This is a genomic window from Paenibacillus silviterrae, from assembly GCF_030167925.1.
GTDB classification, from domain to species: domain Bacteria; phylum Bacillota; class Bacilli; order Paenibacillales; family NBRC-103111; genus Paenibacillus_G; species Paenibacillus_G silviterrae.
In genome coordinates, this window is sequence record NZ_JASKUT010000001.1 from 2,720,473 (window position 1) to 2,747,372 (window position 26,900).

22 protein-coding genes are annotated in these 26,900 nt (G+C 52.9%); 6 read left to right on the forward strand and 16 right to left on the reverse strand.

What is annotated here, in order from left to right:
• Positions 1-50: 50 nt before the first annotated feature.
• From QMO62_RS12490 to rpoD, 3 genes are all read right to left on the reverse strand, one after another.
• The gene (locus QMO62_RS12490; RefSeq protein ID WP_284641286.1) at positions 51-497 is read right to left on the reverse strand and encodes a MarR family winged helix-turn-helix transcriptional regulator; all 447 of its coding nucleotides are present in this window, start codon (positions 495-497) and stop codon (positions 51-53) included.
• Between the two features lie 77 nt (positions 498-574).
• Positions 575-1,519 (reverse strand): N-acetylmuramoyl-L-alanine amidase family protein, encoded by a 945-nt coding sequence (locus QMO62_RS12495; RefSeq protein ID WP_284641287.1) that lies wholly within the window; start codon positions 1,517-1,519, stop codon positions 575-577.
• 112 nt (positions 1,520-1,631) lie between these two features.
• Positions 1,632-2,756 (reverse strand): RNA polymerase sigma factor RpoD, encoded by a 1,125-nt coding sequence (gene rpoD, locus QMO62_RS12500; protein WP_284641288.1) that lies wholly within the window; start codon positions 2,754-2,756, stop codon positions 1,632-1,634.
• Between the two features lie 340 nt (positions 2,757-3,096).
• Here rpoD and yhbH point away from each other — a divergent pair, with 340 nt between their 5' ends.
• Entirely contained in the window at positions 3,097-4,260 is a 1,164-nt protein-coding gene (yhbH, locus tag QMO62_RS12505) for a sporulation protein YhbH (protein ID WP_284641289.1), read from the forward strand.
• Between the two features lie 100 nt (positions 4,261-4,360).
• Positions 4,361-4,555, forward strand: a complete 195-nt coding sequence (locus QMO62_RS12510) for a hypothetical protein (RefSeq protein WP_284641290.1) — start codon at positions 4,361-4,363, stop codon at positions 4,553-4,555.
• Between the two features lie 14 nt (positions 4,556-4,569).
• On the opposite strand, the gene QMO62_RS12515 is transcribed toward QMO62_RS12510, so the two are convergent.
• Complete coding sequence (locus QMO62_RS12515; RefSeq protein ID WP_284641291.1) at positions 4,570-4,791, reverse strand: hypothetical protein; 222 nt, start codon at positions 4,789-4,791, stop codon at positions 4,570-4,572.
• Between the two features lie 391 nt (positions 4,792-5,182).
• Here QMO62_RS12515 and QMO62_RS12520 point away from each other — a divergent pair, with 391 nt between their 5' ends.
• Positions 5,183-6,616 carry a SpoVR family protein gene (locus tag QMO62_RS12520; protein WP_284641292.1) on the forward strand — a complete coding sequence of 478 codons (1,434 nt, stop codon included), beginning with the start codon at positions 5,183-5,185 and terminating at the stop codon, positions 6,614-6,616.
• Between the two features lie 52 nt (positions 6,617-6,668).
• On the opposite strand, the gene QMO62_RS12525 is transcribed toward QMO62_RS12520, so the two are convergent.
• The 5 genes from QMO62_RS12525 to QMO62_RS12545 all read right to left on the reverse strand — a co-directional run bounded on the left by QMO62_RS12525 (position 6,669) and on the right by QMO62_RS12545 (position 13,732).
• Positions 6,669-7,586: a phosphotransferase family protein gene (locus QMO62_RS12525; protein WP_284641293.1), complete on the reverse strand. Its 918-nt coding sequence runs from the start codon at positions 7,584-7,586 to the stop codon at positions 6,669-6,671.
• A 25-nt stretch (positions 7,587-7,611) separates the two neighbouring features.
• A complete protein-coding gene (locus tag QMO62_RS12530; RefSeq protein ID WP_284641294.1) occupies positions 7,612-8,739 on the reverse strand; it encodes a type I phosphomannose isomerase catalytic subunit in 1,128 nt (375 codons plus the stop codon).
• 67 nt (positions 8,740-8,806) lie between these two features.
• The gene (locus tag QMO62_RS12535; RefSeq protein ID WP_284641295.1) at positions 8,807-9,523 is read right to left on the reverse strand and encodes a response regulator transcription factor; all 717 of its coding nucleotides are present in this window, start codon (positions 9,521-9,523) and stop codon (positions 8,807-8,809) included.
• 57 nt (positions 9,524-9,580) lie between these two features.
• A complete protein-coding gene (locus tag QMO62_RS12540) occupies positions 9,581-11,701 on the reverse strand; it encodes a sensor histidine kinase (protein WP_284641296.1) in 2,121 nt (706 codons plus the stop codon).
• A gap of 126 nt (positions 11,702-11,827) precedes the next feature.
• Positions 11,828-13,732, reverse strand: coding sequence for a DUF2334 domain-containing protein (locus QMO62_RS12545; RefSeq protein ID WP_284641297.1), 1,905 nt, complete (start codon positions 13,730-13,732; stop codon positions 11,828-11,830).
• A 330-nt stretch (positions 13,733-14,062) separates the two neighbouring features.
• Here QMO62_RS12545 and QMO62_RS12550 point away from each other — a divergent pair, with 330 nt between their 5' ends.
• A complete protein-coding gene (locus tag QMO62_RS12550; protein WP_284641298.1) occupies positions 14,063-15,103 on the forward strand; it encodes a D-alanyl-D-alanine carboxypeptidase family protein in 1,041 nt (346 codons plus the stop codon).
• A 162-nt stretch (positions 15,104-15,265) separates the two neighbouring features.
• Here QMO62_RS12550 and QMO62_RS12555 read toward each other — a convergent pair whose 3' ends face one another.
• Positions 15,266-16,045 carry a class I SAM-dependent methyltransferase gene (locus QMO62_RS12555; RefSeq protein WP_284641299.1) on the reverse strand — a complete coding sequence of 260 codons (780 nt, stop codon included), beginning with the start codon at positions 16,043-16,045 and terminating at the stop codon, positions 15,266-15,268.
• A gap of 277 nt (positions 16,046-16,322) precedes the next feature.
• Between QMO62_RS12555 and QMO62_RS12560 the strand changes: the two genes are divergently transcribed.
• Positions 16,323-17,858 (forward strand): ATP-binding protein, encoded by a 1,536-nt coding sequence (locus tag QMO62_RS12560; RefSeq protein WP_284641300.1) that lies wholly within the window; start codon positions 16,323-16,325, stop codon positions 17,856-17,858.
• A gap of 71 nt (positions 17,859-17,929) precedes the next feature.
• On the opposite strand, the gene QMO62_RS12565 is transcribed toward QMO62_RS12560, so the two are convergent.
• Positions 17,930-19,825, reverse strand: a complete 1,896-nt coding sequence (locus QMO62_RS12565; protein WP_284641301.1) for a PrkA family serine protein kinase — start codon at positions 19,823-19,825, stop codon at positions 17,930-17,932.
• A gap of 404 nt (positions 19,826-20,229) precedes the next feature.
• Between QMO62_RS12565 and QMO62_RS12570 the strand changes: the two genes are divergently transcribed.
• The gene (locus QMO62_RS12570) at positions 20,230-20,979 is read left to right on the forward strand and encodes a DUF2161 domain-containing phosphodiesterase (protein ID WP_284641302.1); all 750 of its coding nucleotides are present in this window, start codon (positions 20,230-20,232) and stop codon (positions 20,977-20,979) included.
• A gap of 59 nt (positions 20,980-21,038) precedes the next feature.
• Here QMO62_RS12570 and QMO62_RS12575 read toward each other — a convergent pair whose 3' ends face one another.
• The 5 genes from QMO62_RS12575 to QMO62_RS12595 form a co-directional block, all read right to left on the reverse strand.
• On the reverse strand, positions 21,039-21,974 hold the full coding sequence (locus QMO62_RS12575) for an NAD(P)/FAD-dependent oxidoreductase (RefSeq protein WP_284641303.1): 936 nt from the start codon (positions 21,972-21,974) through the stop codon (positions 21,039-21,041).
• A 92-nt stretch (positions 21,975-22,066) separates the two neighbouring features.
• The gene (locus QMO62_RS12580) at positions 22,067-23,407 is read right to left on the reverse strand and encodes an MFS transporter (protein WP_284641304.1); all 1,341 of its coding nucleotides are present in this window, start codon (positions 23,405-23,407) and stop codon (positions 22,067-22,069) included.
• A 214-nt stretch (positions 23,408-23,621) separates the two neighbouring features.
• Positions 23,622-24,920 (reverse strand): ABC transporter substrate-binding protein, encoded by a 1,299-nt coding sequence (locus QMO62_RS12585; protein ID WP_372516717.1) that lies wholly within the window; start codon positions 24,918-24,920, stop codon positions 23,622-23,624.
• Between the two features lie 236 nt (positions 24,921-25,156).
• Positions 25,157-25,990, reverse strand: a complete 834-nt coding sequence (locus QMO62_RS12590; protein ID WP_284641306.1) for a carbohydrate ABC transporter permease — start codon at positions 25,988-25,990, stop codon at positions 25,157-25,159.
• Complete coding sequence (locus QMO62_RS12595; protein WP_284641307.1) at positions 25,990-26,871, reverse strand: carbohydrate ABC transporter permease; 882 nt, start codon at positions 26,869-26,871, stop codon at positions 25,990-25,992. Before QMO62_RS12595 ends, QMO62_RS12590 begins: the two co-directional genes overlap by 1 nt.
• Positions 26,872-26,900 lie beyond the last annotated feature (29 nt).

Sequence of the window (26,900 nt, forward strand, 5' to 3'; positions counted from 1 at the left end):
AAATCCGCTTTCCAAGCAGCACCTTTGTGCCGCCGAGAAAAGCGGGTTACTCACGGATTTTCCATGTGCTTCTCCATCTTGTTAAAGAGCTCCAGCAAGATCATACGCTCCGCTGGAGTGAGCGATTCCAGCATAGCTCCGGCAAGCGTCTCCATATGCTTCGGAAAGCTCTCCATGACCTCGCGGGCCTCTTCCGTCAGCGTGATCACAAAGCTCCGCCGATCTCCCGGATCGAGATTCCTCCGGATGAAGCGTTTCTCCTCCAGACTGTCAAGCAGCCGGGTCAACGTACTGGGGCTGATATCCTGCATCTGCCCTGCGATCTCCTTCACCACGAGCGGGCCGCGTTGGTGCAGCAGAAGAAGGATCGAAGCCTCGTGCCGATTCAGGTCACAATTGCTTTCGAACGCCTGGGTGCACTTCTTCAGCTTCTGCCCGATGAAAAGAATAAACTCACGTACCGAGCAAAGCTGCTTGGGGTCAATAGGGGAAGACATACGGCCATCTCCCTCCTTCTTAGAAGACTAATTTCATTATGGTAGTATCTGAAGTATACTTGAACGGGATTCCACTGTCAAACGGATGGCTCCTCCTGCAGATGCACCCAACGCTCTCCCACCCAAGTGTCAATCTTCGCCCATTCGCCTCGTACCTCAGCAGCCCAAACCGTCTGCGGACTCAAAGATAACGTCGTTCGCAGCATGCGGCCCTCCACGAGCTCGAATAGCCGGGCAGGCTGACTTAGCACCATTTCTCCCTGCATGTCCAGCGGCTCCCCTTCTACGGTTTCGGACAAGAACTTGTTGATGCCCGTGGCAAGCCCTTGCACCATTCGGCCTACATATTCCGAGTCGGACAGTAACTCATCCTCTCTTGGATTGGACATAAAGCCCATCTCTACAAGGATCGTCGGCACCTCCGACCAGTTAAAGCCGCTCAGATCCGTACGTGGCACGGCACCTCGAGAAACAGCGCCGGTAGCAGCAATTACCTCGGGGAGTACAACCTCCGCCGCGCGGCGGCTTTCTTCATGGATCGCACCTGTATACTTATTCAAGCCAGGGTAAAGCATCGTCATGCCCTGCGTCTTGGATGAGCTGTCGCCATCGGCGTGAATACGCACCGCAAGGTCTGCGGCTGCTTCATTGCATACCGCCGCGCGCTCCCGATTCGAAAGATTCACATCGTGCACCTCGCGGGTCATCACGACCTTGTAGCCGTATTCCTGCAGCCGGTCGCGGAGCAGCAGCCCTGCATCCAAATTGACCGCATACTCCGGCCTCTTCGTTTTCACCCCTGCCGTTCCCGAAGATACCTTCGGCTTCGTTTCCGCAGCACCGGGTCCTATTGGCTCATGTTCATTAATCCCCCGCAGCTGGTGCCCCGGGTCAAGACAAACCGTTCGTTCCTTGTGCGGCGCTGCTTGAGCTACCCATCCCGACTCCAGCCCTAATAGGCCCACTAAGCCAATCAGGCATACTATTCTTCCCAGTCTTCCCGCTTGCCCGCCACGCTTCATCCCAGCTCCAACCCTTCCGTATAACCGTATCTTTCATCCATTCGCCATCATATCCCACAAATCCTACCGACAACAAGAAAAGCGGCCTCTCCAGGCCGCTCCCTCGCATACGTCAGCTATCCATAAAATCCTTCAGCCTTCTGCTGCGGCTCGGATGTCTCAGCTTCCTGAGCGCCTTCGCCTCAATCTGGCGAATCCGCTCACGGGTAACACCGAACACCTTACCCACTTCCTCCAGCGTCCTTGTGCGGCCGTCGTCCAGGCCAAAGCGCAATCGCAGAACATTTTCTTCCCGCTCCGTAAGCGTATCAAGAACCTCCTCCAGCTGCTCTCGAAGCAGCTCGAAGGCCGCGGCATCCGCGGGAGCCAGCGCATCCTGATCCTCGATAAAATCACCGAGGTTCGAGTCGTTCTCTTCCCCGATCGGCGTCTCCAGCGATACCGGCTCTTGAGAGATCTTCATGATCTCGCGAACCTTCTCTTCGCTTAATTCCATCGCTTTCGCGATCTCCTCCGGCGTCGCCTCCCGGCCGAGATCCTGCAGCAGCTGTCTGGATACACGCACCAGTTTATTGATCGTCTCAATCATATGTACGGGAATCCGAATCGTCCTAGCCTGGTCGGCGATTGCACGGGTGATAGCCTGGCGAATCCACCAGGTTGCGTAAGTACTGAACTTAAACCCTTTGCGATGATCAAACTTCTCCACCGCCTTGATCAAGCCCATGTTTCCTTCTTGAATCAAATCGAGGAACAGCATGCCTCTCCCGACATATCGTCTTGCGATACTGACGACTAGCCGCAGGTTCGCTTCGGCAAGTCTGCGCTTCGCCTCTTCATCTCCCTGTTCAATCCGCAGAGCCAGCTTTACTTCCTCTTCACCGGAAAGAAGCCCGACACGTCCGATCTCTTTTAAATACATGCGAACCGGATCATCAATCTTGATCCCCGGAGGTAAGGTCAGATTATCCAAGTCGAAATCCGTGTCAGCAGGAGCCCCCTCTTGCTGTTGTTGTTCTCTGCCGTTATCCGCGGCGTCGCTAATGTCAATGCCTTGTTCGATGAGCTGCTCAAAGAAATCGTCAATCTGATCCGGGTCCTGTTCAAAGGGAGCCAGCTTCTCCGTAATTTCCCGGTAGGTCAACGAGGAGCGCTTCTTCCCCAGCTCTATAAGTTGCTCTTTTACTTGTTCGAGAGTCGGCTTTGTTTGCAGCTCCTCACGTTGATCGTCAGTCATAATTCATCTCCCTTGCTCGTGAGTCATGGTGATTCCAGTTGACAATACCACGGTACTATGCTAATCTTAATATAGATAATTATGCACGTAATACCACCAATAATATACTAATCTTTATTGTACCAAATTTATTTTTTCATGACAACACTTTTTTTCACGAGATCAACAAAGCTGACTCCTACATCATAGGGTCGGCTTTTTTTGCTTCTAGGAATGGCCAAAATGGGACAAGCCCGCAAAAATTTCTGTTCACATATCCCCCCTCTCCTCGAATATAAATAGTAACAAGCACTTTTTTCATCTTATCGTTATTTTGCCTTTCATCCAGGAGGTGTCTCCCATGACAGAACCGCTATTCACCGTATCCCGTGAAGATTGGTCCCTGCACCGCAAAGGCTATCAAGATCAAACTCGACATCAGGAGAAAGTGCGTGAGGCCGTAAAGCAAAATTTGCCGGATCTCGTGTCCGATGAGAGCATTATTATGTCTGACGGCAAGCAAACCGTCAAAATCCCGATCCGAAGCTTGGATGAGTACCGTTTTCGCTACAACTACAACAAGAGCAAGCATGTGGGTCAAGGCGACGGAGATAGTCAGGTTGGGGACGTACTAGGAGTCGATCCCCAAGCGGCCAGCGGCCCGGGTAAAGGCGAAGGCGCGGGAGATAAAGCCGGCGAAGACTATTATGACGCGGAGGTCGAACTGGAGGAGCTTCAGTCGATGCTCTTCGAGGAGCTGGAGCTCCCGAATTTGCAGAAGAAAGAGAAGGATAATGTCACTTCGAAGGAAATCATTTTTAACGATGTCCGCAAGAAGGGGATTATGTCCAATATTGATAAAAAGCGCACGATCCTCGAAAATCTGCGCCGCAACTCGCGGGAAGGCAGCCCCGGCATCCACGGGATCAGCCCCGATGACCTTCGCTTCCGCACCTGGGAAGAGAAGATCACGCCGCAATCCAATGCTCTGATATTGGCCATGATGGATACCTCAGGCTCGATGGGCTCCTTTGAGAAGTACATTGCCCGCAGCTTCTTCTTCTGGATGACCCGGTTCCTGCGAACCAAGTACGAGAAGGTGGAAATCGTGTTCATCGCGCATCATACGGAAGCGAAAGAGGTCACGGAAGAGGAGTTCTTTACGAAAGGCGAAAGCGGCGGAACGATTTGCTCCTCGGCCTACCAGCTTGCCGTTGACCTCATCGATCGCAGGTATCCCCCTAGCCGTTACAATATTTACCCGTTCCACTTCTCCGACGGAGACAATTTGACCTCCGATAACGAGCGCTGCGTGAAGCTGATCGGCGAGCTGGTCAAGCGCAGTAATATGTTCGGCTACGGAGAGGTGAACCAATACAACCGCAGCAGCACGTTAATGTCCGCTTACCGCAACATTCATGATCCGAAATTCGTTCATTATGTTATCAGGGAAAAGGGCGAAGTGTATAAAGCGCTCAAAACCTTCTTCCCGAAAAGCGGTGAACTCAAGGCAGCTACTAGATAAAGTTTGTCTAAAGAAATGCCGAAGGTTCTATATTGACGTCGAATTATAGGCTATAATGTCAATAAAATGAAGCGATTCAGTAAATGAGGCGGCTGTGGATATGGATAAAAAAAACAAAGCTTGTGCCAAGATCAGGTTTGACAGTAGAGAAGAAGCGACGCATTTCGCCAACGGCATGAAGATTACCATCACGAACGATCTGGAAGCTTACCTTTGCAGCATTTGTTCCGGCTGGCACATTCGGATTAGCGGCAAGGGAAGTAAGGATTCCATAGATACAGCCCTGTGTTCATAACACGGGCTGTTTTTTTATGATTTGATACCAGGCAATCGTTCCTCCAAGGCTCGGATCATATCCGCGTAAGTATCCCTTAGCTCCGCCATGGTTATCAGCTCCGGAACCATCCTTCGTTCCTCCTCCGAATGCTGGTCCAGCACACTTCCCAGTCCGTCGAAATTGAACTTGAGGTCCTTATAGGTTTGGTCCAGCTTCTCAAGAACGACACCAATTAAAGATGCATATTGCTCCACAAGGGTTCCCTCCGTTTGGTTACTATTTTGAAAGCTTACCGATCAAGTAGCGGATTCCGAACTCCTCGACCGCGATCGTCGCGGCCATCGGATCATCGTTAGCCCCAGTGGATTGCAGCTTCTTCAGCTCCTCCACCTTCGATAGAAGATCAACAACTTCATAAACATATGTTCATTTTAACATATGTTATTCGTTGACACTTGAAATTCCATATTACAATTAAAAATGACCTAGGAGTTGATTATCCATGAAATTGGCATGAACCCCGTATTGGAAGAAGCCGCAGAGCAAACTGGCGATTATTGTCGCCCTTCCCCCCCGCATACTCCCCCGTCCCATCGCATACATATGGTATGAACCTTAAAACTCCTTGCCGGAGGGGGACGGACGATGAACCACGATGAATACATGAAGCAGCTCAATTATGCGATTGCAGAAATAACGGAAATCGCGCAAGGCTTCGGACTCGATTTTTACCCGATGCGGTATGAAATTTGTCCGGCCGATATCATCTACACGTTTGGTGCTTACGGGATGCCGACCCGCTTTTCCCATTGGTCGTTTGGCAAGACCTTTCATAAAATGAAAATGCAGTACGACCTCGGCCTCAGCAAAATATACGAGCTCGTCATCAACTCCGACCCCTGCTACGCCTTCCTGCTGGACGGCAACTCCCTCATTCAAAACAAGCTGATCGTAGCTCACGTACTCGCTCACTGCGATTTCTTCAAGAACAATGTCCGCTTCTCCAAAACGAACCGCAACATGGTCGAAAGCATGTCCGCCACAGCCGAGCGCATCAGGCAATACGAGATTCAATACGGGACGGAGGAGGTCGAGCGCTTCATCGACGCCGTGCTGGCTATTCAGGAGCATGTCGATCCGCTGATCATGAAGCCGTATCACCGCCAGCGCGAGGAGCGAGATCCCCGCAACAACCAGTTAAGGGCAAAGCCGGAGCGCCAATTCGGCTATGAGGATCTGTGGGACCTCGATGAGCGCGGCAAGGAGAGCTCCGATAAGCCGAAGCAGCCGCAATCGAAGTTCCCGCCGGTAAAGCAGAAGGACATCATGCTGTTCATTGAGGAGCATGGGCACTATTTGAAGGATTGGCAGCGCGACATCATGACGATGCTTCGCGACGAGATGCTCTACTTCTGGCCGCAGATCGAAACGAAAATCATGAACGAAGGCTGGGCCTCCTACTGGCATCAGCGCATCATGAGAGAGCTCGATTTGACGGAGGACGAAACGATCGAATACGCCAAGCTGAACTCCTCCGTCGTTGTCCCGTCTCGCCACTCGCTCAATCCTTACTATCTGGGACTCAAAATTTTCGAGGACATCGAGAAGCGCTGGGATAACCCGACGCCGGAAGAACGGGAACGCTTCGGGCGTAAGGGCGGTGAGGGACGGCAGAAGATGTTCGAGGTCCGGGAGGTCGATTCCGACATCTCCTTCATCCGCAACTATATGAACAAGAAGCTGGTCGAGGAGCTGGATCTTTACGTTTTTGAGAAAAAGGGGCCGGAATGGAAGATCACCGACAAGTCGTGGGAAAACATCCGCGATCAGCTGGTGTACTCGCGGGTGAATGGCGGCTTCCCTTACATCTCGGTGGACAATGGGGATTATGAACGAAACGGCGAGCTCTACTTGTTCCACGAATACGAAGGGATGGAGCTCGATCTCAAGTATGTGGAACGCACCATCCCTTACATTCATCAGCTGTGGGGCAAGACGGTGCATCTGGAAAGTGTTGTGGAAGGGAAACCGGTGCTGTTCACGTATGACGGGAAGAAGCATCAGAGGAAGTTTCTATAGTTACAACGAAGCCGCTGCGGATGCTGGAGAAGCATCCGCAGCGGCTTTTCTGCTACAGATCGGCTAACACTGCCGCAAGATGACGCTCCAAGCGATCCTTCATCATAGCAGTCGTTAGATGGGTCACACCGCAGGCTGTCCAGCCGGAGTATACCTCCGGAGGTCCCGGCAAAAATTCGAGAATGGAGACAAGCTCCCAATACGGCTCGTAATCGAAGTCATCCCCCGCGAGACGGCGGTAGACGGACAGGAAGGCTGCCGCGGTCTCAGGCCCGAACAGAAGCGCCAGGTTCAGGCGGCAGTGGCCCACATCGACCCCGGCAGGGCCGCGGCAGGCATTCACCCAGTCCACAACTCCGCTGACCCGTCCGTCCTGCCAGAGAACATTGGTCGGGTGATAGTCCCTGTGGAGGAACACCGTCCTTCCCTCCGGCGGCGGCAGGCGAACGATGCGAATCGCTCGTTCCCACAAAGCCGGCTGCTCCGTCCATGACGGTACCGTTAAGCTATCGCGATCGTTATAGCTGAAATAGGTCCAGGCATGTCCTTCTCCGGTGCAGCGATGAATCTGTACGAGAGGCTCGGCCAGCCGGTGCAGCCACACGTCCATCCGAACAGACTGCAGGTGTACATGACCGGGCAGCAGCGACATCAGGACTAGTGGTCTCCTCTGTTCATCGACTCCCTCTTCATGGAAGCCGATCACCCGGGGCACGGTAACTCCTGTTGACGCGGCAAGCCCCAAGCTGCGCGCCTCATGGAGCGCGAGATCAGGTTCCTTTTCCAGCCACTCCCGGTTCGTGAACTGCCTGAGCACGAGCTGATGCAAAGCGCCCCGGCTGCTAATCACCAACCGGTGCACCGCCGAGGAAGCGCCGCCTGGCATGGGCTGAACCGATTCAACGGAAGCGCCGGCCCCTACACAGGCAGCAGCCCATTGCAGCGATGCAGAAGATGGAAAGTCAGCCATAAGCAACACTTCCTTCACTCCGTAATCAGGATGAGGCCGGCGGGTAGCAGAGAACGATGTCCAATCGGCCCTCTGCTTCACAAGACCAATGAAGGCCCAGTACATCTGCCGGTACAAACAAGCGATCGCCCTGCCGCACCTCCATATTCCCTTGTTCCCAGTGGACGTTTCCCATACCTGAGGTCACGATAGCTACAGCGAACGTACCGGAAGGCTTCAAGGCATAACTTCCTGTAACCGTAACCCGGTTCATCCGAAAGCGGTCGGTATCCTTGGCCCCGATCAGCTCCCACTCGGTTCCGCCTTCCGTTTCCGATATGGCAACCGGTGTTTTGCGATAACGGGCCAGCGCCTCCTCGTAGCTATAGGTGTCATAGTGGAAGCAATCCAGCATCCGCTCGAAGCCCAGCCCCTGATGGCAGGCCTGATCGGGGACTACGTGCCCCCTCGGCGTCGTTCGCTCGGTTCGCAGCGTAAGATCCGTCGGCTCCTGAATCTCGATCAGGAAGCAGCCGCTGCCGATGGCGTGCGGCACGCCTCCCTCGACGAGGAACACATCACCCTCCTGTACGGGAATGCGGTGCAGCGCGTCGATCATCCCGGGAATGTCCTGCTTATCGAACAGCTCCTTCCACCGCTCGCGCGTCACGCCCGGCTTGAACCCGAACAACACGTAAGGCTCCTCGCCGTCGATCGGTCTGCCGCCTAGAACATACCACGCCTCCGTTTTTCCGAACGCGGAGTCGAATGCCTCCCTGGCGAAGGCGCGGTCCGGATGCACCTGGATCGTCAACCGCTCCGCCGCGTCCAGTACCTTCACGAGCACAGCCGTTTGATGCCCGAAGGCGGCAGCATGACGGATCCCCAGCATCGCCTCCGGGTAAGCTTCGATCAGATCCTTCAGCAGCGGCCCCGTTTGGCTGCCGGGAAGCGCCACTCGGCTATACCCCTCAACAATGTGCTCTCGCCCCACGTTCTTTGCCTTGACCACAGAGGCCACCCATTCTTCCGGGAAATCGTCATCCGCAGCTTCACTTTGCCCGAGCCAAGCCTCCAATGCTTTCCCGCCCGAATAAGTGCGCCAAACCCGATTGAATTGCAGCTTTAACGGCTGTACGGTTAGTGAAGCGGATATGCGTTCGCTGTTTGTCATCCTCGTGTTCCTTCCTGGACGTAAAGGACCTGGAACACAAGATTGCTTGCGCTTAGGTCCTTTCCTTTTATAATGAGCTTATAAATTTATACCCGACGCCATGCACATTAATGATGTACTGCGGATTGGAAGGATCCGGCTCGATCTTCTTGCGAAGATTGCTTACATGAACAATGATCGTTCTTGTATCATTGAAGCTCTCTTGGCCCCATATCTCCCGAAACAGCTGCTCATGCGAGAAGGTTTGCTCCGGACGGGAGGCAAGGAAGCTGAGCAGGTCGAACTCCTTCCGGGACAGCGTGACTTCCCCGCCGTTGACTCGCACGACGCGGCTCAAGCGGTCGATCTGGATGGAGCCTATCGTCTGCTTGGCGCCGCCGGCTTCCTTCTCGCCGCCGGACAGATGAGGTCTGCGCAAATGCGCCTTCACCCGGGCGATCAGCTCATTCGGGCTGAAGGGCTTGGTCATATAATCGTCGCCCCCGAGGCCGAGTCCCATAATTTTGTCCGTCTCATCCTTCTTGCAGCTTAAGAACAAAATAGGGGCTTGGGTTCGCTCCCGTATCTCCTGACACACCTCAAACCCGTTTTTACCAGGAAGCAGTACATCCAGAATGATCAGCTCGGGCTGCTCCTCCATCACAATGCGGGCCGCGTTCTGGCCGTCCTCAGCCTGGACGACGCGAAACCCGTTTTTTTCCAAATATAAACGAATGACCTCCTTTATCTCCGGGTCGTCTTCGATTACCAGTATTTTTGCACCGATCAAGGTTCTCACCACCATTCAGTGTATCTTTCTGCCGATTCTCTTGCTGCTATTGCAAGCATAGTCCAACATTTTCTAGGAATCAAGTGTCTCTTCTACCGGAATTGTGAAGCAAAGCACCGTTCCGACCTGAAGCTGCGTTCGCTCTACCCAGATGCGGCCCCCGTGGGATTCGACGATTTCCTTGGAGATCGATAGGCCCAAGCCCTTCCCCCCGGTAACAGTGTTTCTCGATTTGTTGCTGGTATAGAAGCGGTCGAAGACGAACGGTAAATCCTCCGAAGGAATGCCGAGCCCCGTATCGATGATACGGCAGAGCATCCGCTTTCCGTCGTCGGACATCTCTACCCGAATGGAACCCCCTTCAGGTGTGAACTTGATGGCATTGAAGATGAGGTTCGAATACATCTGATGCAGCCTCTCTACATCCACCAAAACGGTGGAGTAACGCGCCCCTTCTCCCGCCGGCGGCAGGATTTCCAGCGTATAGTCAATGCCCGCATTCCGCGCATCCAGCTCGTAACGGGTGAACAGCAGATCCATCAGACGGTCGGTAGACACCGTTTGCTTCTTGAACGTCACCTGACGCGCCTCCAGCTGAGATAGCTGGAATAAATCCTCGATCAGCCGGTCCATCCCGATCACCTTCGCATGAATGAGCCGCAAATACCGGTCGCGCTGCTCCTCATGATCCACAAGCCCGTCGAGAATTGCCTCAAGATAACATTGAATCGTCGTGAGAGGTGTGCCGAGATCATGCGAGATATTGCTGAGCAAATGGCTTCGCGATCGTTCCAAGCGGGACAGCTCGTCGTTTTTACGTTTCAACGCTTCGTTCACGTGCTCAAGATCAATGGTTCGTTCCTTGATTTTGGCATACAGTCCGCTGTTCATGACCGTCAGCTCCGCGGACAGCTTCTCCTCGGTTGCATAAGCCTTGGACAGCTTAATCGAGAGCAGTACCGATTGGCAGAAAATGAACACCAGCAGGCCGAACGCGGACATTTTGTCCGTGGTTTGCACAAGCTCGTGAGCGTACAGCATATCGTTTATAATGGTAGCGGCGAAGATGCCGCAGGCCAGGAGCAAAATACCCGCGCCTTCTTTTTTCCGAATGTAAGCCCTCCCGACGATAAGCAAGATGTAGGTTACGCCGGCGACGATGATCAATTGCATGACAACCAGTATTTTGGTAAAAAGAATCGTAGGCAGCACAGCCATGATAACAGAGTACATTACCGTTACGATACCGAAGCCGTAGCTGACCTTGCGTGAGCTTTCCTCCGGGTATAAGCACGCAAAAAACAATACAAACAACGGCATGCTTAAGGTGGCCGTCAAGTATTCGAGGTTGATCTCGAGCACCCAGCTGAAGTCCGGAATGAGCTTCGTCAGCAGAATCTCCCCGAGCAGTGAAATTCGCAGGCTGATCAACAGGCAGAACAGTCCGAAAAACAGCATGGCCGCTTCTTTCTTGCGGACGGCGAACAATCCGAGATGATACAGCCCCATGATCAGCAGGCTGCCGATCAGCAGCGTATCGAAACCGACGGAGAGCTCCATCGAACGGGAAATATCCTGAAACTGCCCGAACTCAATCGGGTAACGTAAGCCCCCCTTTTGATGATCGAAATTGGCTACCTGCAGGACCAGCTCAATCTCGGAGGAGTGGGTATGCAGAACAACAACCTGTGGCAAAAATTGCGGACGGATCTGTTCGGCGGATGGGGCCACAATGCCCGCGGAAGAAATCTTCTCCCCGTTGGCATACAAGGTATATGCGGTAAAGACGGTCGGTATCCGCATCGCAAATGTTTGAGTTTCGTAGGGCAATTGAAGCTTTAACCGATAGGTGGCATAGCCTGTGCCCGGAAGCTCGCTGCCGCTGCGGAGCCGATCCCCATGCCCGTTCCAAGAGCCGGGTACATGGATATAATCTTTGACAAGATGCGCCTCGTCCGTATAGAAGCTCCTAGGCTCCAGCAGCTGATTCCAATAAAACTCCCATTCCCCGTTAAGCAGCACCGAGCCGTTCGTTTCAAAATTCCATTCGGATAAATTCATATTCCCATTCGTCACCCGCGGGAGGTTTTGTTTGGTGAACGTCCCCGTCATATAAAAGAGGACATAAGCGGCAACAAGCAAAACAAGCAGGATGACGACCTTCGTAGTACGCTGATTGGCAGCTTTGCCCATAGGTTGGTAAACCCCCTTACGCTTAGACAGTATCCATTCGATGCGAAGGAGACCAAATCCTGCCTTATGCGCAAACTCCCCTGCTAAGCCTTGGCAGCTCATCAGGGGAATGCAGCGCTTCTAAACTTATTGGTGAATAAAAGAAAGGGCCGTATCCAAATAGCCTTCCTCGCGGTTCATAACCGCCAGATCGCTCGTTCCGTTGCCGTCGAGATCCGCAATGAGAGGCTGCAGCCCCGAGCCTCCCCGGCCCCACGGCCCGTAAAAGGAGAGAAGCTTATATTCGTCATTCTCCTGCTTAAGATATACGGATCCGCTCATGGAATCCGGGTCCCATCGCAGCACGTCCTCCCGGCCATCGCCGTTAAAATCCCCCAGCTTCAGCACTCCGCTCTCATTAGGTACCGAAATGGCTGTTCGTTGGAGCCTCCAAGTGAGGGAGCCGATATCCGGGATAAGCTCAAACCCGCTGCTGGCACCGGATTTCATGGAGAGGAGAGATGTGATGCCCTCCTGTCCCTTATGCAGCTGAAGCTCCGCCTTCTGCTCGCTTCTGAAGCTGAAGGGCTTCAGGGGCTTGACATCGCCTCCGGAGGTAACGAGCAGTCCGTTCAGCTGGCGCCGATCCTTGGACAGCCCTGCCAGCAAGCTGGCTCCATTCGCTTGAGGAATGACGATCATCGTAGACCAGCCGGCCTGCTCCGTTCGCCAGGAGCCCTCCCGCCGGAACTGACGCCCGGTAACCCGGTAGGTTTCCAGCTGCCCCTTCGGCGAAAGGGTCCACAGGACGGCTGACCGGGAACCGTCGGCTCCGCTTAGGGCGGCTGTCGCCCCTTGAACGTAAGCCGCTTGGCCCCATAGTGCGGGAGCCGGCTGTGCCTCGTTCCGCTGTCCGCGGAAATTGCACTCGACGACATGCAGATTGCCGGTCTTGGTATCCCACGTGACCAAATCCGCCTGCCCGTCCCCGTTCACATCGCCGACCATCGACTTGCTTCCGCCGGATAACCCAACACTATGAGCGGGTGTAAAGGGTACATAATCCTGGATGGAATAGAAGGTATACCCCTTTGCGCGCAAACCGGCAATGAGCTTCTGCAGCAAGCTGCGGTTCGTATCCGGCAGCCGATATTCCGGAATTCCGTCTCGCATTACGGGCTCCCCATCCTCATTGATTACGGGAATCAGCTGCTTGAAATCCAGAAAGGGATGAAAGAAGAAGGAGGCGACATGGCCCGTTGTGCCCACCCGATCCACAATGACCTTCTCGTCCTTATTATACGGTATATAATCATAGGGAGTCGGAATATAAGCCGCGCCTAGCGAGGACGCTCCTGATGCTTTATTGCGTTTGTTTTCGTAATGCACCGTCTGAGCGTTCCTGTGCTCTTGCACTTCAGCCTGGTAATGAAGACCAAAGTAGGAGCGGAAGACTTGATCCTGCTCCGGCGTGGAGCGATAATGCGGCGCTTCCCAGAATTGAGGCTTAAGACCTACATGCTCCAGTACGGCCAAGCCCTCCTTCATACGCTGCTCTCCGTAAGACGCCGGCATCGTCTCCGCGCTTCCCGGGTTATTGAACTCGTTGCCGATACCCGATTCGTGATGTCCATCTTCTCGGCGCACACTGCCTACCTGATGCGTATAGCCATGCATGCCAAGCGTTGCTCCGCCCTTGACCGCGTCTTTTAATATGTGTACAAAAGCGGCCGCTTGCGGATTGTCCGTTTGATCCAGACTTACATCATAACGGGAGCCGTCCGGAGAAATATTGATCCACCTTGGGATTACGGCCAAATGATAGGAAACCTTCTCATCTCGCAAGTACTCCAGGATCGCTCGAAGCTTGCCGAGCCCTTCCGGCGTCTCGTACTGGCCTCCCGGTCCGATGTCCTCCAGACGCATCATGACGAACTTCGGCAGCCTAGCTTCGCCTTCTACCGAAATCATATGGTAAGCGGTTACAATCACACTTACCAGCAGTACCGAGACTACATAACGCGCAAGCTTATATTTGCGAAAAAAGGCCATGGACCATCCTGCTCCCTCTTACTCTAGTAATCTATTTATAACAAAGTCTCATAGATGCAGCTTTCTGAGATATTGTAACAGATTTCGACAATGCCGAACATGGTTTTCCTTGGGAAATAGAGAAAAAAAAGAACATTTTTCAGGGCTGCTGCGTCCATGATTACGATTATGCTGCGATCGCTTCATCCATGCATGCGTATTCCCTGCTTCTGGTTCGTTCGTCCGGATGAACCCCCGGAAGGCATATGTTATAATGAAACAATTCACGAAATTCGCAGCAGGTAAGAAAGCGAGGACATTATGCCATCATTACAACGAAAACTTGCCCTAATGTTAACGGCAGCCGTATGGCTCACATCGGCCTGCTCCGATCCATCGGCAGGACAGCAGCAGCCTGCCCAGGGTTCACCGGCGCCGGTCTCTCCAGTCAGCGGCAAAGCTGGAAATCAAAGCATTACCGATCTGGACGTCACCCCCGCCGCTCTTGTCATAGCGCCGGGTGCGAAGCAGAAGCTCACCGTCACAGGTATCGCGAAGAATGGAAGCAAGAAGGACATGACTTCGGAGTCCGGGGTGGTTTATCAGTCGAGTTCAAACGAGGCGGCGACGGTTGCAGCTGACGGCACCATCAGCATATCGCCGGGGACGAGAACCGGTACACGGGTGACTATCACGGTCCAATCCCAAGGAATCAAGAAGGAAGTACCGCTCACTGTCAAATATGCGCTCGCCGATACGGTAACCTCAGCTTCCATGATTACCAACCCTGCCGATATCATAGCTGTCGTCAACAAAACCCGGGCGCTTCCCCCGGACTATGCACCGGACAAATCCGATCTGGTAGAGCCGAACGTTCCGTTTACCTTTAAGGAGAAAAGCGAGAAGAAGCTGATGCGGACGGAGGCCGCACGTGCGCTGGAGAAGCTCTTCGACCAGGCAACGAAGGAGCAGATCAAGCTCGCCGGCGTATCCGCCTACCGCTCCTACGCTTCCCAGAAATCGATTTACAATAATAATGTAAAAACACAAGGGGAAAAGCTAGCCTCGCAGTACAGCGCCAAGCCTGGGCAGAGCGAGCACCAAACCGGCCTCGCGATCGATGTCTCGAGTCCGAGCGCCAAGTATGCTTTGGAGGAAGTATTCGGCACGACGCCCGAGGGCAAGTGGCTTGCCGCGAATGCCTGGAAGTTCGGCTTCATTCTTCGATACCCGAAGGGCAAAGAAAGCATTACCGGCTACAGCTATGAGCCATGGCACATTCGCTACGTTGGCATCGAGCTGGCCAAGGAGATTACGGAAAAGGGAATTACGCTTGAAGAGTACTTTCAGGATGCCGTGCCCGTCTCCAAGCCTTCTGCCGGCAAGCCTTAATCTACCTATTCTATATTAAAAAAATAGGAGCGGTTTCTTAGATTTTTGAAGGGTGGTCATCTGCGAGTCAGTGGACAAATGTCTTATAAGCTCAGGCTGAAGGCATTTGGCCACGGTGGACGATAAGATGACCACATCTTCACGATTCTAACGAAACAGCTCCTATTTCTTTACCGCTACGACCCGAATTCTCCGATAGTCCGCTACCCACGTATCCCCGTTCCATAAAACGGGCTTCAGCATCCTCTCACAGCTTTGATACGCCTCTTCTTGCTGCTCCTCGGTCAGTCCCTCGAAGAACATCCCAGCGAACGCCTTGAGCCAATGCCACAATCCTTGCTCCCCTCCGCTAAGCGGTGTTGGGCGGTCGAACAGCTCGGCGTAGCCGACTTCAAAGCCGTGCTCCTCCAGCAGTCCCGTGTATTCTCCTACACTTGGAAAATACCATGGGTGCCGTGCCGCTCCATCCACGCCGAAGGGGGCCGTCGATTGCAGGATCGCCTTCACCAGCTGTTCTACATTACCCTTGCCTCCGAATTCCGCAACGAAACGTCCTTCTGTCCGTAATGCTTTATGAACGGAAGCCGCCACAAGCTCAGGACGCTTCATCCAATGAAGCGCTGCATTGGAGAAAACGGCATCGAAGGCAGGGACACCCGGAAGCCGAAACGTTTCCCCATCCCCCTGAATCCAATCCTGTTCGGGAAATTTGGCCCGCGCCTCAACAATCATCGCTTCCGATTGATCCATCCCAAGGACATAAGCTCCGCTCTGGCGGATCAGATGGGCAAGATCTCCCGTGCCGCAGCCCAAATCGAGAATACGTTCACCGGGGGCGGGCTTCAACAGCTCCACCACACCTCTACCCAGTCGAGATACATAGCCGATGTGCTCGTCATAGTGCCCTGCATTCCATTCATTAGAGCTCTCCATCCGGTTCATGTTCGATCACTCCTTCTCTTTGATACCCATTATCAGTCACGCAAGCTTATTTTGGAAATATATAAATTAAATAGTTTTTATAGTTTTTAACTATTAAGGTAACGAAGAATAATGTCGAATATGATAAAGATTTGCTTTAAAAAACGCATTTACTTCGAGAAACCGCTGAGGATATAATGTATTCATTGTTTCTATATTATTTTGCAATGGAGATTGACGCAGCATGACCTTCGTCTGGTATAATGAAATGAATGATACAGGCAGGTGATTTCAGATTATGCAAAAAATTCCAGTCACTCGCGATAAAAAGGGCTCTGACATCACCATCATCCATGCGGACGAGGTCATCAAAATCGAGTGCGTCAGAGATAAAGAATATATTTTACATACGGCTGCCGACAAGTTTTATTTGGCTTCATCCCTCGAAGCTTTCGAAGAATGGCTTTACGAGGACGGGTTTCGGCTCATCGACCAGATGAACGTCGTCAACATGAATCACGTCAAGGAATACAACCCCAAGAAGGGAGTCGTCGTGCTCCAGCCTGCCGGAGCAGGGCGCAGCAAGACGGCCTCCGCCGCTTGGATCCACGGGGATCATATTCTGAACGTCATGAGCCTGCTTCGCAAAATGAAAGAGCTGGACAACGGACTCCCGCCCGAAGACGATGACGACGACGATATCTTCGAAACGATCCTCGCTCAGGAGGAGGATCATCGTTTCGCCAGATCGTATGCCATGATCAAGGCCTTATATGAGAAGAAGAAGGCGGAGCTCCTCCTGGAGCAAAGTGAGCTGCGTTACAAATCGTTGTTCGAGAATAACCCCGATCCGATCCTGTCGCTTAACCTGAACGGACTTATCACGAGCGTGAACCCGGCCATGTTCGAGGTAATGGGATATACCCCTGAGGAATTGATCGGCAAGACAATCGATACGCTCGTCGATCCGGAGCAGCTGGCGATGTGGACCGCCAACTTCCAGGGGGCTCTGCAAGGAGCTACTCCCCATTATGAGATTACGTTCCACCACATAAACGGCAAGTCGGTTCAGCTCAGCGTGCTGAATTTTCCTATCTACGTCAATAAGCAGATCTCCGGGGTTTACATGATCGGTCAAGACATCAGCGAGCGCAAGCGTTCCGAAGAGATGCTCATCCGGAGCGAGAAGCTGTCCGTCGTCGGGCAAATGGCTGCCGGGGTAGCCCATGAAATCCGTAACCCGCTCACGTCGCTCAAAGGCTTCGTACAGCTGATGCAGACGAAAATCGGGGGATACGACAGCTATTTTCAAATTATGATGGAAGAGCTGGATCGCATCAATTTTATTGTGAGCGAATTTCTGGTCATTGCCAAGCCGCAATCCGTGAAATTCCGGCCCGTCAATGCAGACAGTATTCTGCAAAGCACCATGCTCCTGCTGGGCTCTCAAGCACTCATACACAATATCGATATTCGTACCCACTCGGAACAAGAGCTGCCTCCCATCAATTGCGACGAAAATCAAATAAAACAGGTCTTCATTAATATATTGAATAATTCCATTGACGCGATGCCCGACGGAGGCGAAATTCGAATCGAGCTGCGAAAGCACGATGAGCGGCATCTGCTGATCCGGTTCATCGATCAAGGCGGAGGCATTCCGGAGGATCGGCTTCCCCGCCTGGGAGAGCCCTTCTACACTACGAAGGAGAAGGGAACCGGGCTCGGGCTCATGGTCACCTTCAGAATCATCGAAAATCACGGCGGCAAAATGCGCTTTTTCAGCGAGCTTGGCCGCGGAACGACGGTGGAGCTGCTGCTGCCCTATGTCTAGTCGCCTTCAAAACAACAACGATCCCCTGAACTGCATTTGCAGCTTAGGGGATCGTTTTCGTTACCGCGGGCTTATCGGTTCAGCAGGCTTCCTACGTAGCGAAGCAGCTCATTGGCGGAAGCGGCCGTGTAGCCATGCTCCTCAACCAGGCGGCTAATGACCTCATTGATGCGCTTCAGCTGCTGCTCATCCGGCGTCTTCGTAGAGGTCGTAATTTTGACGATGTCCTTCAGGTCCGTGAAGAGCTTCTTCTCGATCGCTTCGCGCAGTCTTTCATGACTGCTGTAATCGAAGCGTCTGCTCTTGCGTGAATAGGACGACATCCGAATCAAAATCTCCTCGCGGAACGCCTTCTTTGCATTCTCGCTGATGCCGATCTGCTCCTCAATGGAGCGCATCAGCCTCTCATCCGGATCCATCTCCTCGCCGGTGAGCGGATCCTTGATTTTCGACCAGTTGCAATAAGCCTCGATGTTGTCGAGGTAGTTGTTAAAGAGCGTTTTGGCGGACTCCTCGAAGGAATAAACGAACGCCTTCTGGACTTCCTTCTTCGCGATTTCGTCATATTCCTTGCGCGCGATGGAGATGAAGTTCAGGTACCGTTCCCGCTCCTCCTTCGTGATCGAAGGATGCTGATCCAGTCCGTCCTTAAGGGCGCGGAGCACATCAAGCGCATTGATGAACTCCAGATCCTGGCGAATCAGCGCGCTCGAAATTCGGTTGATGACATAGCGCGGGTCAATCCCCGACATGCCTTCCTCAAGGAACTCGTTCTGCATTTCCTTCAGGTCCGCTTCCTTGTAGCCCTCTACCTCCTCCCCGTCGTACATCCGCATCTTCTTGACGAGATCCATCCCCTGCTTCTTAGACTCCTTCAGCCTGGTAAGGATGGAGAAGATCGCTGCGGCACGCAAGCTGTGCGGAGCAATATGGACATGGGACATATCGGACTGGCTGATGAGCTTCTGATAAATCTTTTCCTCTTCCGACACCTTCAGATTATATGGAATCGGCATGACGATCATCCGGGACTGGAGGGCCTCGTTCTTCTTGTTGGCGATGAAGGACTTATACTCGGATTCGTTCGTGTGGGCAATGATCAATTCATCCGCCGAGATCAGCGCGAAGCGCCCTGCCTTGAAATTGCCCTCCTGTGTCAGGGAAAGCAAATTCCAAAGAAATTTCTCGTCACACTTCAGCATTTCTTGAAATTCCATCAGACCGCGGTTGGCCTTATTCAGCTCCCCGTCAAAGCGGTATGCGCGGGGATCCGACTCCGAGCCGTACTCCGTTATCGTCGAGAAGTCAATGCTTCCCGTCAAGTCCGCAATGTCTTGAGATTTCGGATCGGACGGGCTGAAGGTACCGATACCTACTCGGCTTTCCTCCGAAATGAGCACACGCTCGACAAGCACTTCTTCAATGCGTCCTCCATACTCATCTCTCAATCGAATTTGGCAGGACGGGCACAGGTTGCCTTCGATTTTGATGCCGAGCTCCTTCTCCACCTCGGGGCGAAGCTCATTCGGGATGAGATGGAACGGATCCTCGTGCATCGGGCAGCCTTTAATCGCATAGACGGCTCCTTCATCGGTCCGGGAGAACTGCTCCAGTCCGCGCTTGAGCATCGTGACGATGGTAGACTTGCCTCCGCTGACCGGCCCCATCAGGAGCAGGATCCGCTTGCGCACATCGAGACGCCGCGCGGCTGAATGGAAGTATTCTTCAACCAGCTTCTCTACAGCCGAATCGAGACCATAAATTTCCTTCTCGAAGAAGTTGTACTTCCTTTGGCCGTTCGCCTCCACGATGCCTTGGGAGGCGATCATCTCATACACCCGAGCGTGCGCGGTCATAGCAAGGCTTGGCTGTGTGCGAACCTTATCGATGTAAGCTGCGAAAGTTCCGGTCCAAGCCAGCCTTTCGGTTTCGGTGCGATAATCCGCGATCTTTTTGAATATGTCCATGGGTCTACCTCCTCCGGGTTTCGCAGTCGCGAAACCTGCTTTGTAAGCATTGGCTACGGGGTTTGACAAATGCGTGTGACTCCGACTGCTTGAGCAAAAAAACAATAGGTACTCTTCAAACATGCGCCGGTCAAAGGAAGCTGGACTGGGTGCATTCCGTGCATGGACGCTTTACAGGTTTGACAATTGACTGCCTCTTCGGCTAACGCGTTAGCTCTTCTTCTTCGAAAGAAGTGTATTAAATACCTATGCAGAAAGAGGAAAGAAGTTGACCGAAAATTTTAAACAATTTTAAAAGAGCGACCCGGAGGGACGCTCTTTTTGTAAAGGAACCTATAATGCTTCAAGAGACGGTGTGCTATAATGCAAAGAGAAATACACCGCAGAGAAAGGGGCGTCACACCTTGCCGATAAAAAGTGAAACGGAGCTGTACGCTCCTGTCAAAGCCTATCTCGAGGAGCTCGGGTACCGTGTGCGCGGCGAAGTGAACCACTGTGATCTCGTAGCCATGCGCGAGGATGAGGCTCCCCTCATCGTCGAGCTGAAGAAGAGCTTCTCGATTCCGCTGCTGCTGCAGGCGATCGATCGGCTTAAGATCAGCCGCAATGTCTATGTAGCCTTCGAGCTGCCCAACAAGGGGAAAGCACCGCATGGAGCCAGCTGGCCGGAGCTGCGTAAGCTATGCGGCATGCTGGGCATCGGGATGATGACGGTTCAGTTCTACAAAACCCGCAAGCCCCGCTTGCAGGTGGAATGTTACCCGCCGGCAGAGCGGCAGGAGCTGCTGTTGCCGCGTCATAATAAACGTGTAGCCACCCGGCTCGTCCAAGAATTCCACGAGAGACGCGCCGATTACAACGTCGGAGGGAGCACGCAGCGCAAGCTGGTCACCGCCTACCGGGAGAAGGCGCTTCATCTGGCGCTGATGCTGCAGCTCCATGGGCCGCTCAGTCCGCGCAGATTAAAGGGCCTAACCGGCAACAGCCACGCAGCTGCTTTCCTTCAGAGGAATGTATACCGCTGGTATGAGCGCGTGGAGCGCGGGGTATACCGACTGACTCCGCAAGGCGAGCAAGCGCTTGAGACGTATGCTCATGTGCTCGAAACATTGCCTGAGGCGCTTCCCGAGCAGCAGGCAGCCGTATCCAAGTAACCACGGCCAGCTCGCCAAATAACCTCAGAGCTCACGTCTGAGGTTATTTCGAGCCCGTACTATACGGTTACAGCGGACCTTGCCCTTGCTTTGCGTTTCATCAGGTCCTTATGAATCCAGATGGCCGCCTGCGCCCCTTCTCCCATCGCTATGCTGACCTGCTCCGCGTGAACACCCACATCGCCGGCTGCCCATACACCGGTGACGCTGGTCATCTTCGTTCGGGGGTCGGTCACAATATGCCGATTCTCCATCCGCTCAACGCCGAGAGAGACGAACGGATCGGAAAACACCTGATTGCCCCCGAAGCCCAGGAAGGCACGCTCCGCTTCAATGATTCTGCCGTCCGCCAGTTTGACGCCGGACAGCTGCCCTTGCTCGGCATCCCCCTTCAGCAGCACCTCGGCGATCTCCGCCTCCTCGTAGCCGATCCCGAGCTCCTTCAGCTTATCCAGCTTCTCGCTGCCGACAATTTTCCGCTCATGATTGATATAGATCAACCGATCGGTGAAGTCGCGGAGCCCCACAGCAATGCTGGAACCGACATCCCCGGAGCCGAGCACCAGCGTCATCTTATCCCGAACCTCGTAGCCGTCGCAGTCGGGGCATACATATATCGTGAGCCCTAAGCAGGGCTCAAGGCCCGGGATCGACGGGTAACGATCCAGCACGCCTGTAGCGATGAGCAGCGTTTGAGCCCGATGGATTCCGCCGTCCGCGCAAGCAATTTCGATCGTATCGCCATCCTTGGCTGCTGCGATGACCTCGCATTCCTGAAACCTGACGCCGAGACTCTCTGCCTGCAGCCGGCCGACCCTCCGCAGCTCCTCGCCGGACACCCCCTCCGGGTAGCCCAGCAAATTATGATAGCTCCTGCACAGCGTGGAACGTCCGCGTCCTTTGTCAATCACCAGCACCTTATGCTGATACCGTCCCAATTGGATGGAAGCCTGCAGTCCGGCAATTCCGCCGCCCACCACAACACAATCGAACATTCAAGGCAACCGCCTTTCACCAGGTTTGCCTTTAGTTTATCCCCCTCCCAGACCGCTCCATGCAGCGGACCTTATCGAAACCTTTAGCAAAATTACACAGTCGTGCTCTTCCCTTGCGGCGATTCCTGCCCCCGTACCCCAGCCGCAGCATCCTCAGCATCGGCGTTACGGCTTAGCAGCCATACCAGCCCGACCTGCATAAGGGAGGTTGCCGATAGAACCCAGGGAAGCGTCTCATTGCCCAGGTAGCCCGTAACCAGCAGCATGAGCACGATGGAAACCACTCTTCCGGTATTGAGGAATACTTCCCTCATAACGACCGATTCCACCCGAAGCTGTCCCTTCAGCGGCAAGGCTCCCATGAGCCGGTAATAATAGGAAGTCACCGTGTTACCCTGAAGCGGAGCGCAAACCGAATATAGCACCATGAAAGCAATCACCGTGAAGAGGCTCATTTTCCAAATAATAAACAACGTCCCCAGTAAAAAACCGATCGTGGACACTAGCACAAATCGCTTCGCCAGGCTCTCCGAGCCGTACCTGGAGATGAAAAGGCCCGTCCCGATCCCCAAGCTCGCATACAGCACCCCCAAATAGCCTACCAAATCCTCACGGCCCACAATCTCAAACAGTAGAATACTCGGGAGGAAAAGCATCAGCCCTTGGAACAGCCCCATCAGGGCAAAAGCGAACAAAGCCTTCAGCCAATCCGGCTCACGGCGCATCAACAGCCCGACATATTTCAAGTAGTAGGCCTTGTGGTGCGATTCCTTCGACTGAATCTTAAGACTCCCCAGCGCCGCTGCGAGGAACATCATAAAGGAAATGGAAAATACGATTGTATATCCTGTCAGCCCCTCATTCACTTTAATCAGAAATCCGGCAAGTGCAGGTCCGATCAGACCGGCCAAAGTGAACACAATACTGTTGATCGCCAGAAAGCGAATGCGGTTCTGGTCCGTAGAAACGTCATACATGAGAGTCAAGTACCCGGCCCAATAGAACGAACCGGATAATCCCCCGAATATCGCAAAAATGACATAGTAATCGACTACACGCTCTCCCGCCATAATGACGCATAAATAAAACAAGGCAATCAGTCCGATGCCGATCCGATAGGTCACCATCCGGTCCCTGCGTTTAATAATGTAGCCTCCAATGGCAAAAGCGAGTGGAGCGATGGCATAGTTGACGATGTTGTACATGCCGTTAATCCACAAGCTGTGAGTGAGCCGCCACAAATACAGCATCAGGAACACGCCCGACATCGAGGCTCCGAACTGAAAGCAAAAATGAATAAATAATGCCGTGACGGCATCCTTCGACAAACGCTTCTCCGGCGGAATCCCTGATCTTCTCGACTCCAGCCAGCTTATCACCGGTAATGCCATCCCGTCAGCCCCTGTAGGGCAGCCTGCCTGTTTCAGGCTCATGAAGGCTGCCTTGCTCTTTTGATCATTGTAACAGCCTGCAGGTCTGCGTGTTAAATGCCATAATCGCTCTTATACAGGGATATAACGCCATATTTCCACCTTCAGCGCACACTGCCCGCCCTATACTCTTCTGTTCGTCATCCTTGCGCTTTACACTCGCTTTACATGCAAAAGAAAAGCCCCGGCCGTTAGGCCGGGGCTTCAATCGCTGTTATTACTTCTTCAGGCTATCCCAGGTTGACTGGAACTCCGTCAGCATTTGGTCCTTCGTTTTCTGCTTCGCGATGTAAGCTTGGATCGAAGCCGCGAACTTCTTGGAGGAAGCTTCGCCGCCCGGGAACTTAAACCAGTTCCAGCTAAGCGTCTTGTTCGCTTTGGAGTATGTCACGATGTCGCCGGCCAACGGTCCGAGGATCGCAGGGTCAGCAGGAATGGTCGTGAATGCAGGGATGAACTTGAATTGCTCGACAATATATTTTTTCCCTGTGTCGGAAGTAACAAGCCAGTTCAAGAACTTCTTGGCTTCTTCCTTGTTAGGGGAGTTCTTGTTGATTACCCAGTTGTTCGGTACGCCAACAGGCAATTTGTCATTCGCCGCCGCATCATCGCTGATCGGCATAGGCAGGAAGCCCACCTTCAGGTTTTTATTCGTTTCGGTCAGCTGAAGCTGCGTCCAGTTCCCTTGCTGCGTCATAGCCGCTTTCCCGGTAGCAAACTCGGTAACCTGCGTTTTGTAGTCCGTTTGCAGCGGGTTCTTGTTTCCGTAAGTAAGCTGAAGGTCAAGCAGCTTCACCCAGTTATCGAATGCCGCATTACCCGGAATTTTGGCAGTGCCCTTGTTCAAGCCGTCGATGAATGCATTCGGATCCGGCTGATACGCGAAAGGAAGATTCACGAAGTGATTTCCAAGTACCCACCACTCGCCGTAGCCGTTAACGAATGGCGTAATGCCCTTCGCTTGCAGCTTCTTCGCAGCATCCTCCAGCTGGGAGTACGTCTTAGGCGTTTCGGTGATGCCTGCTTGAGCGAACAGATCCTTGTTATACAGGAAGCCGTAGCCTTCCAGGTTCAGCGGCTGGCCGTAGAGCTTGCCTGCTTTTGTCATTGGCTCCTTCGCTACAGGGACAAGATCCTTTACCCATGGCTGATCGGAGAGATCTTCGAGGTGCTCGAGCCATTTTTCCATATCGGCGAAGCCGCCGTTATTGAAGATATCAGGCTTGTCGCCGGAGTTAAACTTCGCCATCAGAGCCGCACCGTAATCGGAGCCGCCGCCGACCGTTTCGATTTGGATCTTCACGCCCGGATTCTGCTTCTCATATTCCGCTACCAGCTTGGCAAGCGGTTCGGCGATTTCTACTTTAAACTGGAACATTTTCAGCGTTACATTTTTCCCGCCTGCTGCGCCGCCTGCCGCTCCACCTGCATTCGGAGTCTCTTCTTTCTTTGCGCAGCCTGCCGCCAAGGTCAGAGCCATGACGGATGCCAAGCTAAGGCTAACCACTTTCTTCATCTTCATTGTGGTACCTCCCCTAATCTTTTCACTTAGTATGTGTTATTTACCTAACATTTATTGAAAGAAAATCGATCGACCGAGGCCGACCTCTTTTTCTTGCAATCGCTTGTATTTGAAAACGCTTGATTTTCCTTGTGATGTCATTGTAGCTTGAGCTCCACCCTTCCGAACACCGAGAATATTGAACGAAAAGGTGGAGAATATTGTTTTTCCAATTTTTCCGATTTGAAAACCTATCCTTTAACGGAACCGGCCGTAATGCCTTCAATAATATATTTCTGCATAGCCAAGAAGAAGATGATGATCGGCAGCACCCCGAGGACCAGGGCGGCCAGCGCCAGATCCCATTGCTTCGTATATTGACCGAAGAAGGAGAACGTTGCGAGCGGGATTGTCCGCAGATCCGGGTTGCTCAGCACAAGGGACGGGAGCAGGAAATCGTTCCAAATCCACAAGCTGTTCAGAATGATGATCGTAACCGTCATCGGCTTCAGCAGCGGGAATACGATTCTCCAGAATACACCGTATGGGGACGAGCCGTCTACCCTTGCCGATTCTTCTATTTCAAGCGGAATCGATTTGATAAAGCCATGGTACAAGAACACGTTCAGGGAAACCCCGAAGCCAAAGTAACAAATCATCAAGCCGATGCGGCTGTCCATGAGCCCCACTTCACTGGCTACCCGAACGAGCGGAATCATGATGGATTGGAACGGAATGACCATCGCAGCAACGAACAGCATGAAGATGGTGTTATTGAGCTTCGTCGGACGACGAACCAGACGATACGCTGCCATCGAGCTGATCAGAACCAATCCGAGGTTACTGAACACTGTAATGAGCAAGGAGTTGGTGAACACCTTGGGAAACTTCATGATCGTCCATACCTTCATATAGTTGCCGAAGTATAAGGAGCTCGGCAAATTGGCGGAGTTGATCAGCAGCTCCGAGAAGGTTTTCATGGAGTTCACAATGACAAAATAGAACGGGACCAGGAACAAAATGCCGATGATAATCCCGATGATTTCAAGAACGAGCAGCTTGCCGCCGTAAGAACTTTTGTTCATTACACCTCCACCTCCTTACGCTTCGTCAATGTCACCTGAACCATAGTGATCAGGGCAACGACGATGAAGAAGATCACGGCCTTCGCTGTACCTAAGCCGTACCGGTTATTGCGGAACGCTTCTTCATAAATGTTCAGCGCTACGGATTCCGTGGAATTGAACGGACCGCCTTTGGTCAAAGACACGTTCAAGTCGTACATTTTGAATGCCCAGGAAATGGCAAGGAACAAACATACCGTAACCGCCGGCATGATCATCGGAATGGTAATCTTGCGAAGCGTCTCCCAGCGAGTCGCTCCGTCAATATAAGCGGCCTCAAGCAGCTCTTTGGGTACGTTCGCCAGAGCAGCGATATAAATTACCATCAGGTAACCGGCTGTTTGCCATACGCTTACGATGACAAGACCCCAAAAGGCTGTAGGAGCATCACCGAGCCAAGGGAGCTTAAAGAACGCAAGATCCGTCAACTCGCCAAGCGTCGCAAAGCCCTTGACGAAAATAAACTGCCAAATGAAGCCCAGCAGCAAGCCGCCGATGACGTTCGGCATAAAAAATACGGTACGCAGCACATTTCTGGATTTAAGCGCTTGAGACAGCAATAAAGCCAAGCCGAAGCCTACCAGATTAGCCAGCAATACCTTTGCTATGGTAAACCGCGTAGTAAACCAGAAGGAACGGTGGAAATCTTGATCGTCGGCCAGAATGCGTTTGAAATTATCGAAACCTACCCACTTGACGTTCGAAGTTACGCCATTCCACTCCGTGAAGGAGTAATACAAGCTCATGACAAACGGGATAACAATAATGATAAAGAAGAACACGACAGCCGGTCCAAGAAACACCAGCCATTGCAGCCCTTCGCTAGAGCGTTTTGATCCCATGACGTTTCCCCCTTTATGAAACTTTTCTT

Coding starts and splice junctions, on each gene's coding strand:
- QMO62_RS12490 (WP_284641286.1), bottom strand. CDS start 497: ATGTCTTCCCCTATTGACCCCAAGCAGCTTTGCTCGGTACGTGAGTTT.
- QMO62_RS12495 (WP_284641287.1), bottom strand. CDS start 1,519: ATGAAGCGTGGCGGGCAAGCGGGAAGACTGGGAAGAATAGTATGCCTG.
- rpoD (WP_284641288.1), bottom strand. CDS start 2,756: ATGACTGACGATCAACGTGAGGAGCTGCAAACAAAGCCGACTCTCGAA.
- yhbH (WP_284641289.1), top strand. CDS start 3,097: ATGACAGAACCGCTATTCACCGTATCCCGTGAAGATTGGTCCCTGCAC.
- QMO62_RS12510 (WP_284641290.1), top strand. CDS start 4,361: ATGGATAAAAAAAACAAAGCTTGTGCCAAGATCAGGTTTGACAGTAGA.
- QMO62_RS12520 (WP_284641292.1), top strand. CDS start 5,183: ATGAACCACGATGAATACATGAAGCAGCTCAATTATGCGATTGCAGAA.
- QMO62_RS12525 (WP_284641293.1), bottom strand. CDS start 7,586: ATGGCTGACTTTCCATCTTCTGCATCGCTGCAATGGGCTGCTGCCTGT.
- QMO62_RS12530 (WP_284641294.1), bottom strand. CDS start 8,739: ATGACAAACAGCGAACGCATATCCGCTTCACTAACCGTACAGCCGTTA.
- QMO62_RS12535 (WP_284641295.1), bottom strand. CDS start 9,523: ATGGTGGTGAGAACCTTGATCGGTGCAAAAATACTGGTAATCGAAGAC.
- QMO62_RS12540 (WP_284641296.1), bottom strand. CDS start 11,701: ATGGGCAAAGCTGCCAATCAGCGTACTACGAAGGTCGTCATCCTGCTT.
- QMO62_RS12545 (WP_284641297.1), bottom strand. CDS start 13,732: ATGGCCTTTTTTCGCAAATATAAGCTTGCGCGTTATGTAGTCTCGGTA.
- QMO62_RS12550 (WP_284641298.1), top strand. CDS start 14,063: ATGTTAACGGCAGCCGTATGGCTCACATCGGCCTGCTCCGATCCATCG.
- QMO62_RS12555 (WP_284641299.1), bottom strand. CDS start 16,045: ATGAACCGGATGGAGAGCTCTAATGAATGGAATGCAGGGCACTATGAC.
- QMO62_RS12560 (WP_284641300.1), top strand. CDS start 16,323: ATGCAAAAAATTCCAGTCACTCGCGATAAAAAGGGCTCTGACATCACC.
- QMO62_RS12565 (WP_284641301.1), bottom strand. CDS start 19,825: ATGGACATATTCAAAAAGATCGCGGATTATCGCACCGAAACCGAAAGG.
- QMO62_RS12575 (WP_284641303.1), bottom strand. CDS start 21,974: ATGTTCGATTGTGTTGTGGTGGGCGGCGGAATTGCCGGACTGCAGGCT.
- QMO62_RS12580 (WP_284641304.1), bottom strand. CDS start 23,407: ATGAGCCTGAAACAGGCAGGCTGCCCTACAGGGGCTGACGGGATGGCA.
- QMO62_RS12585 (WP_372516717.1), bottom strand. CDS start 24,920: ATGAAGAAAGTGGTTAGCCTTAGCTTGGCATCCGTCATGGCTCTGACC.
- QMO62_RS12590 (WP_284641306.1), bottom strand. CDS start 25,990: ATGAACAAAAGTTCTTACGGCGGCAAGCTGCTCGTTCTTGAAATCATC.
- QMO62_RS12595 (WP_284641307.1), bottom strand. CDS start 26,871: ATGGGATCAAAACGCTCTAGCGAAGGGCTGCAATGGCTGGTGTTTCTT.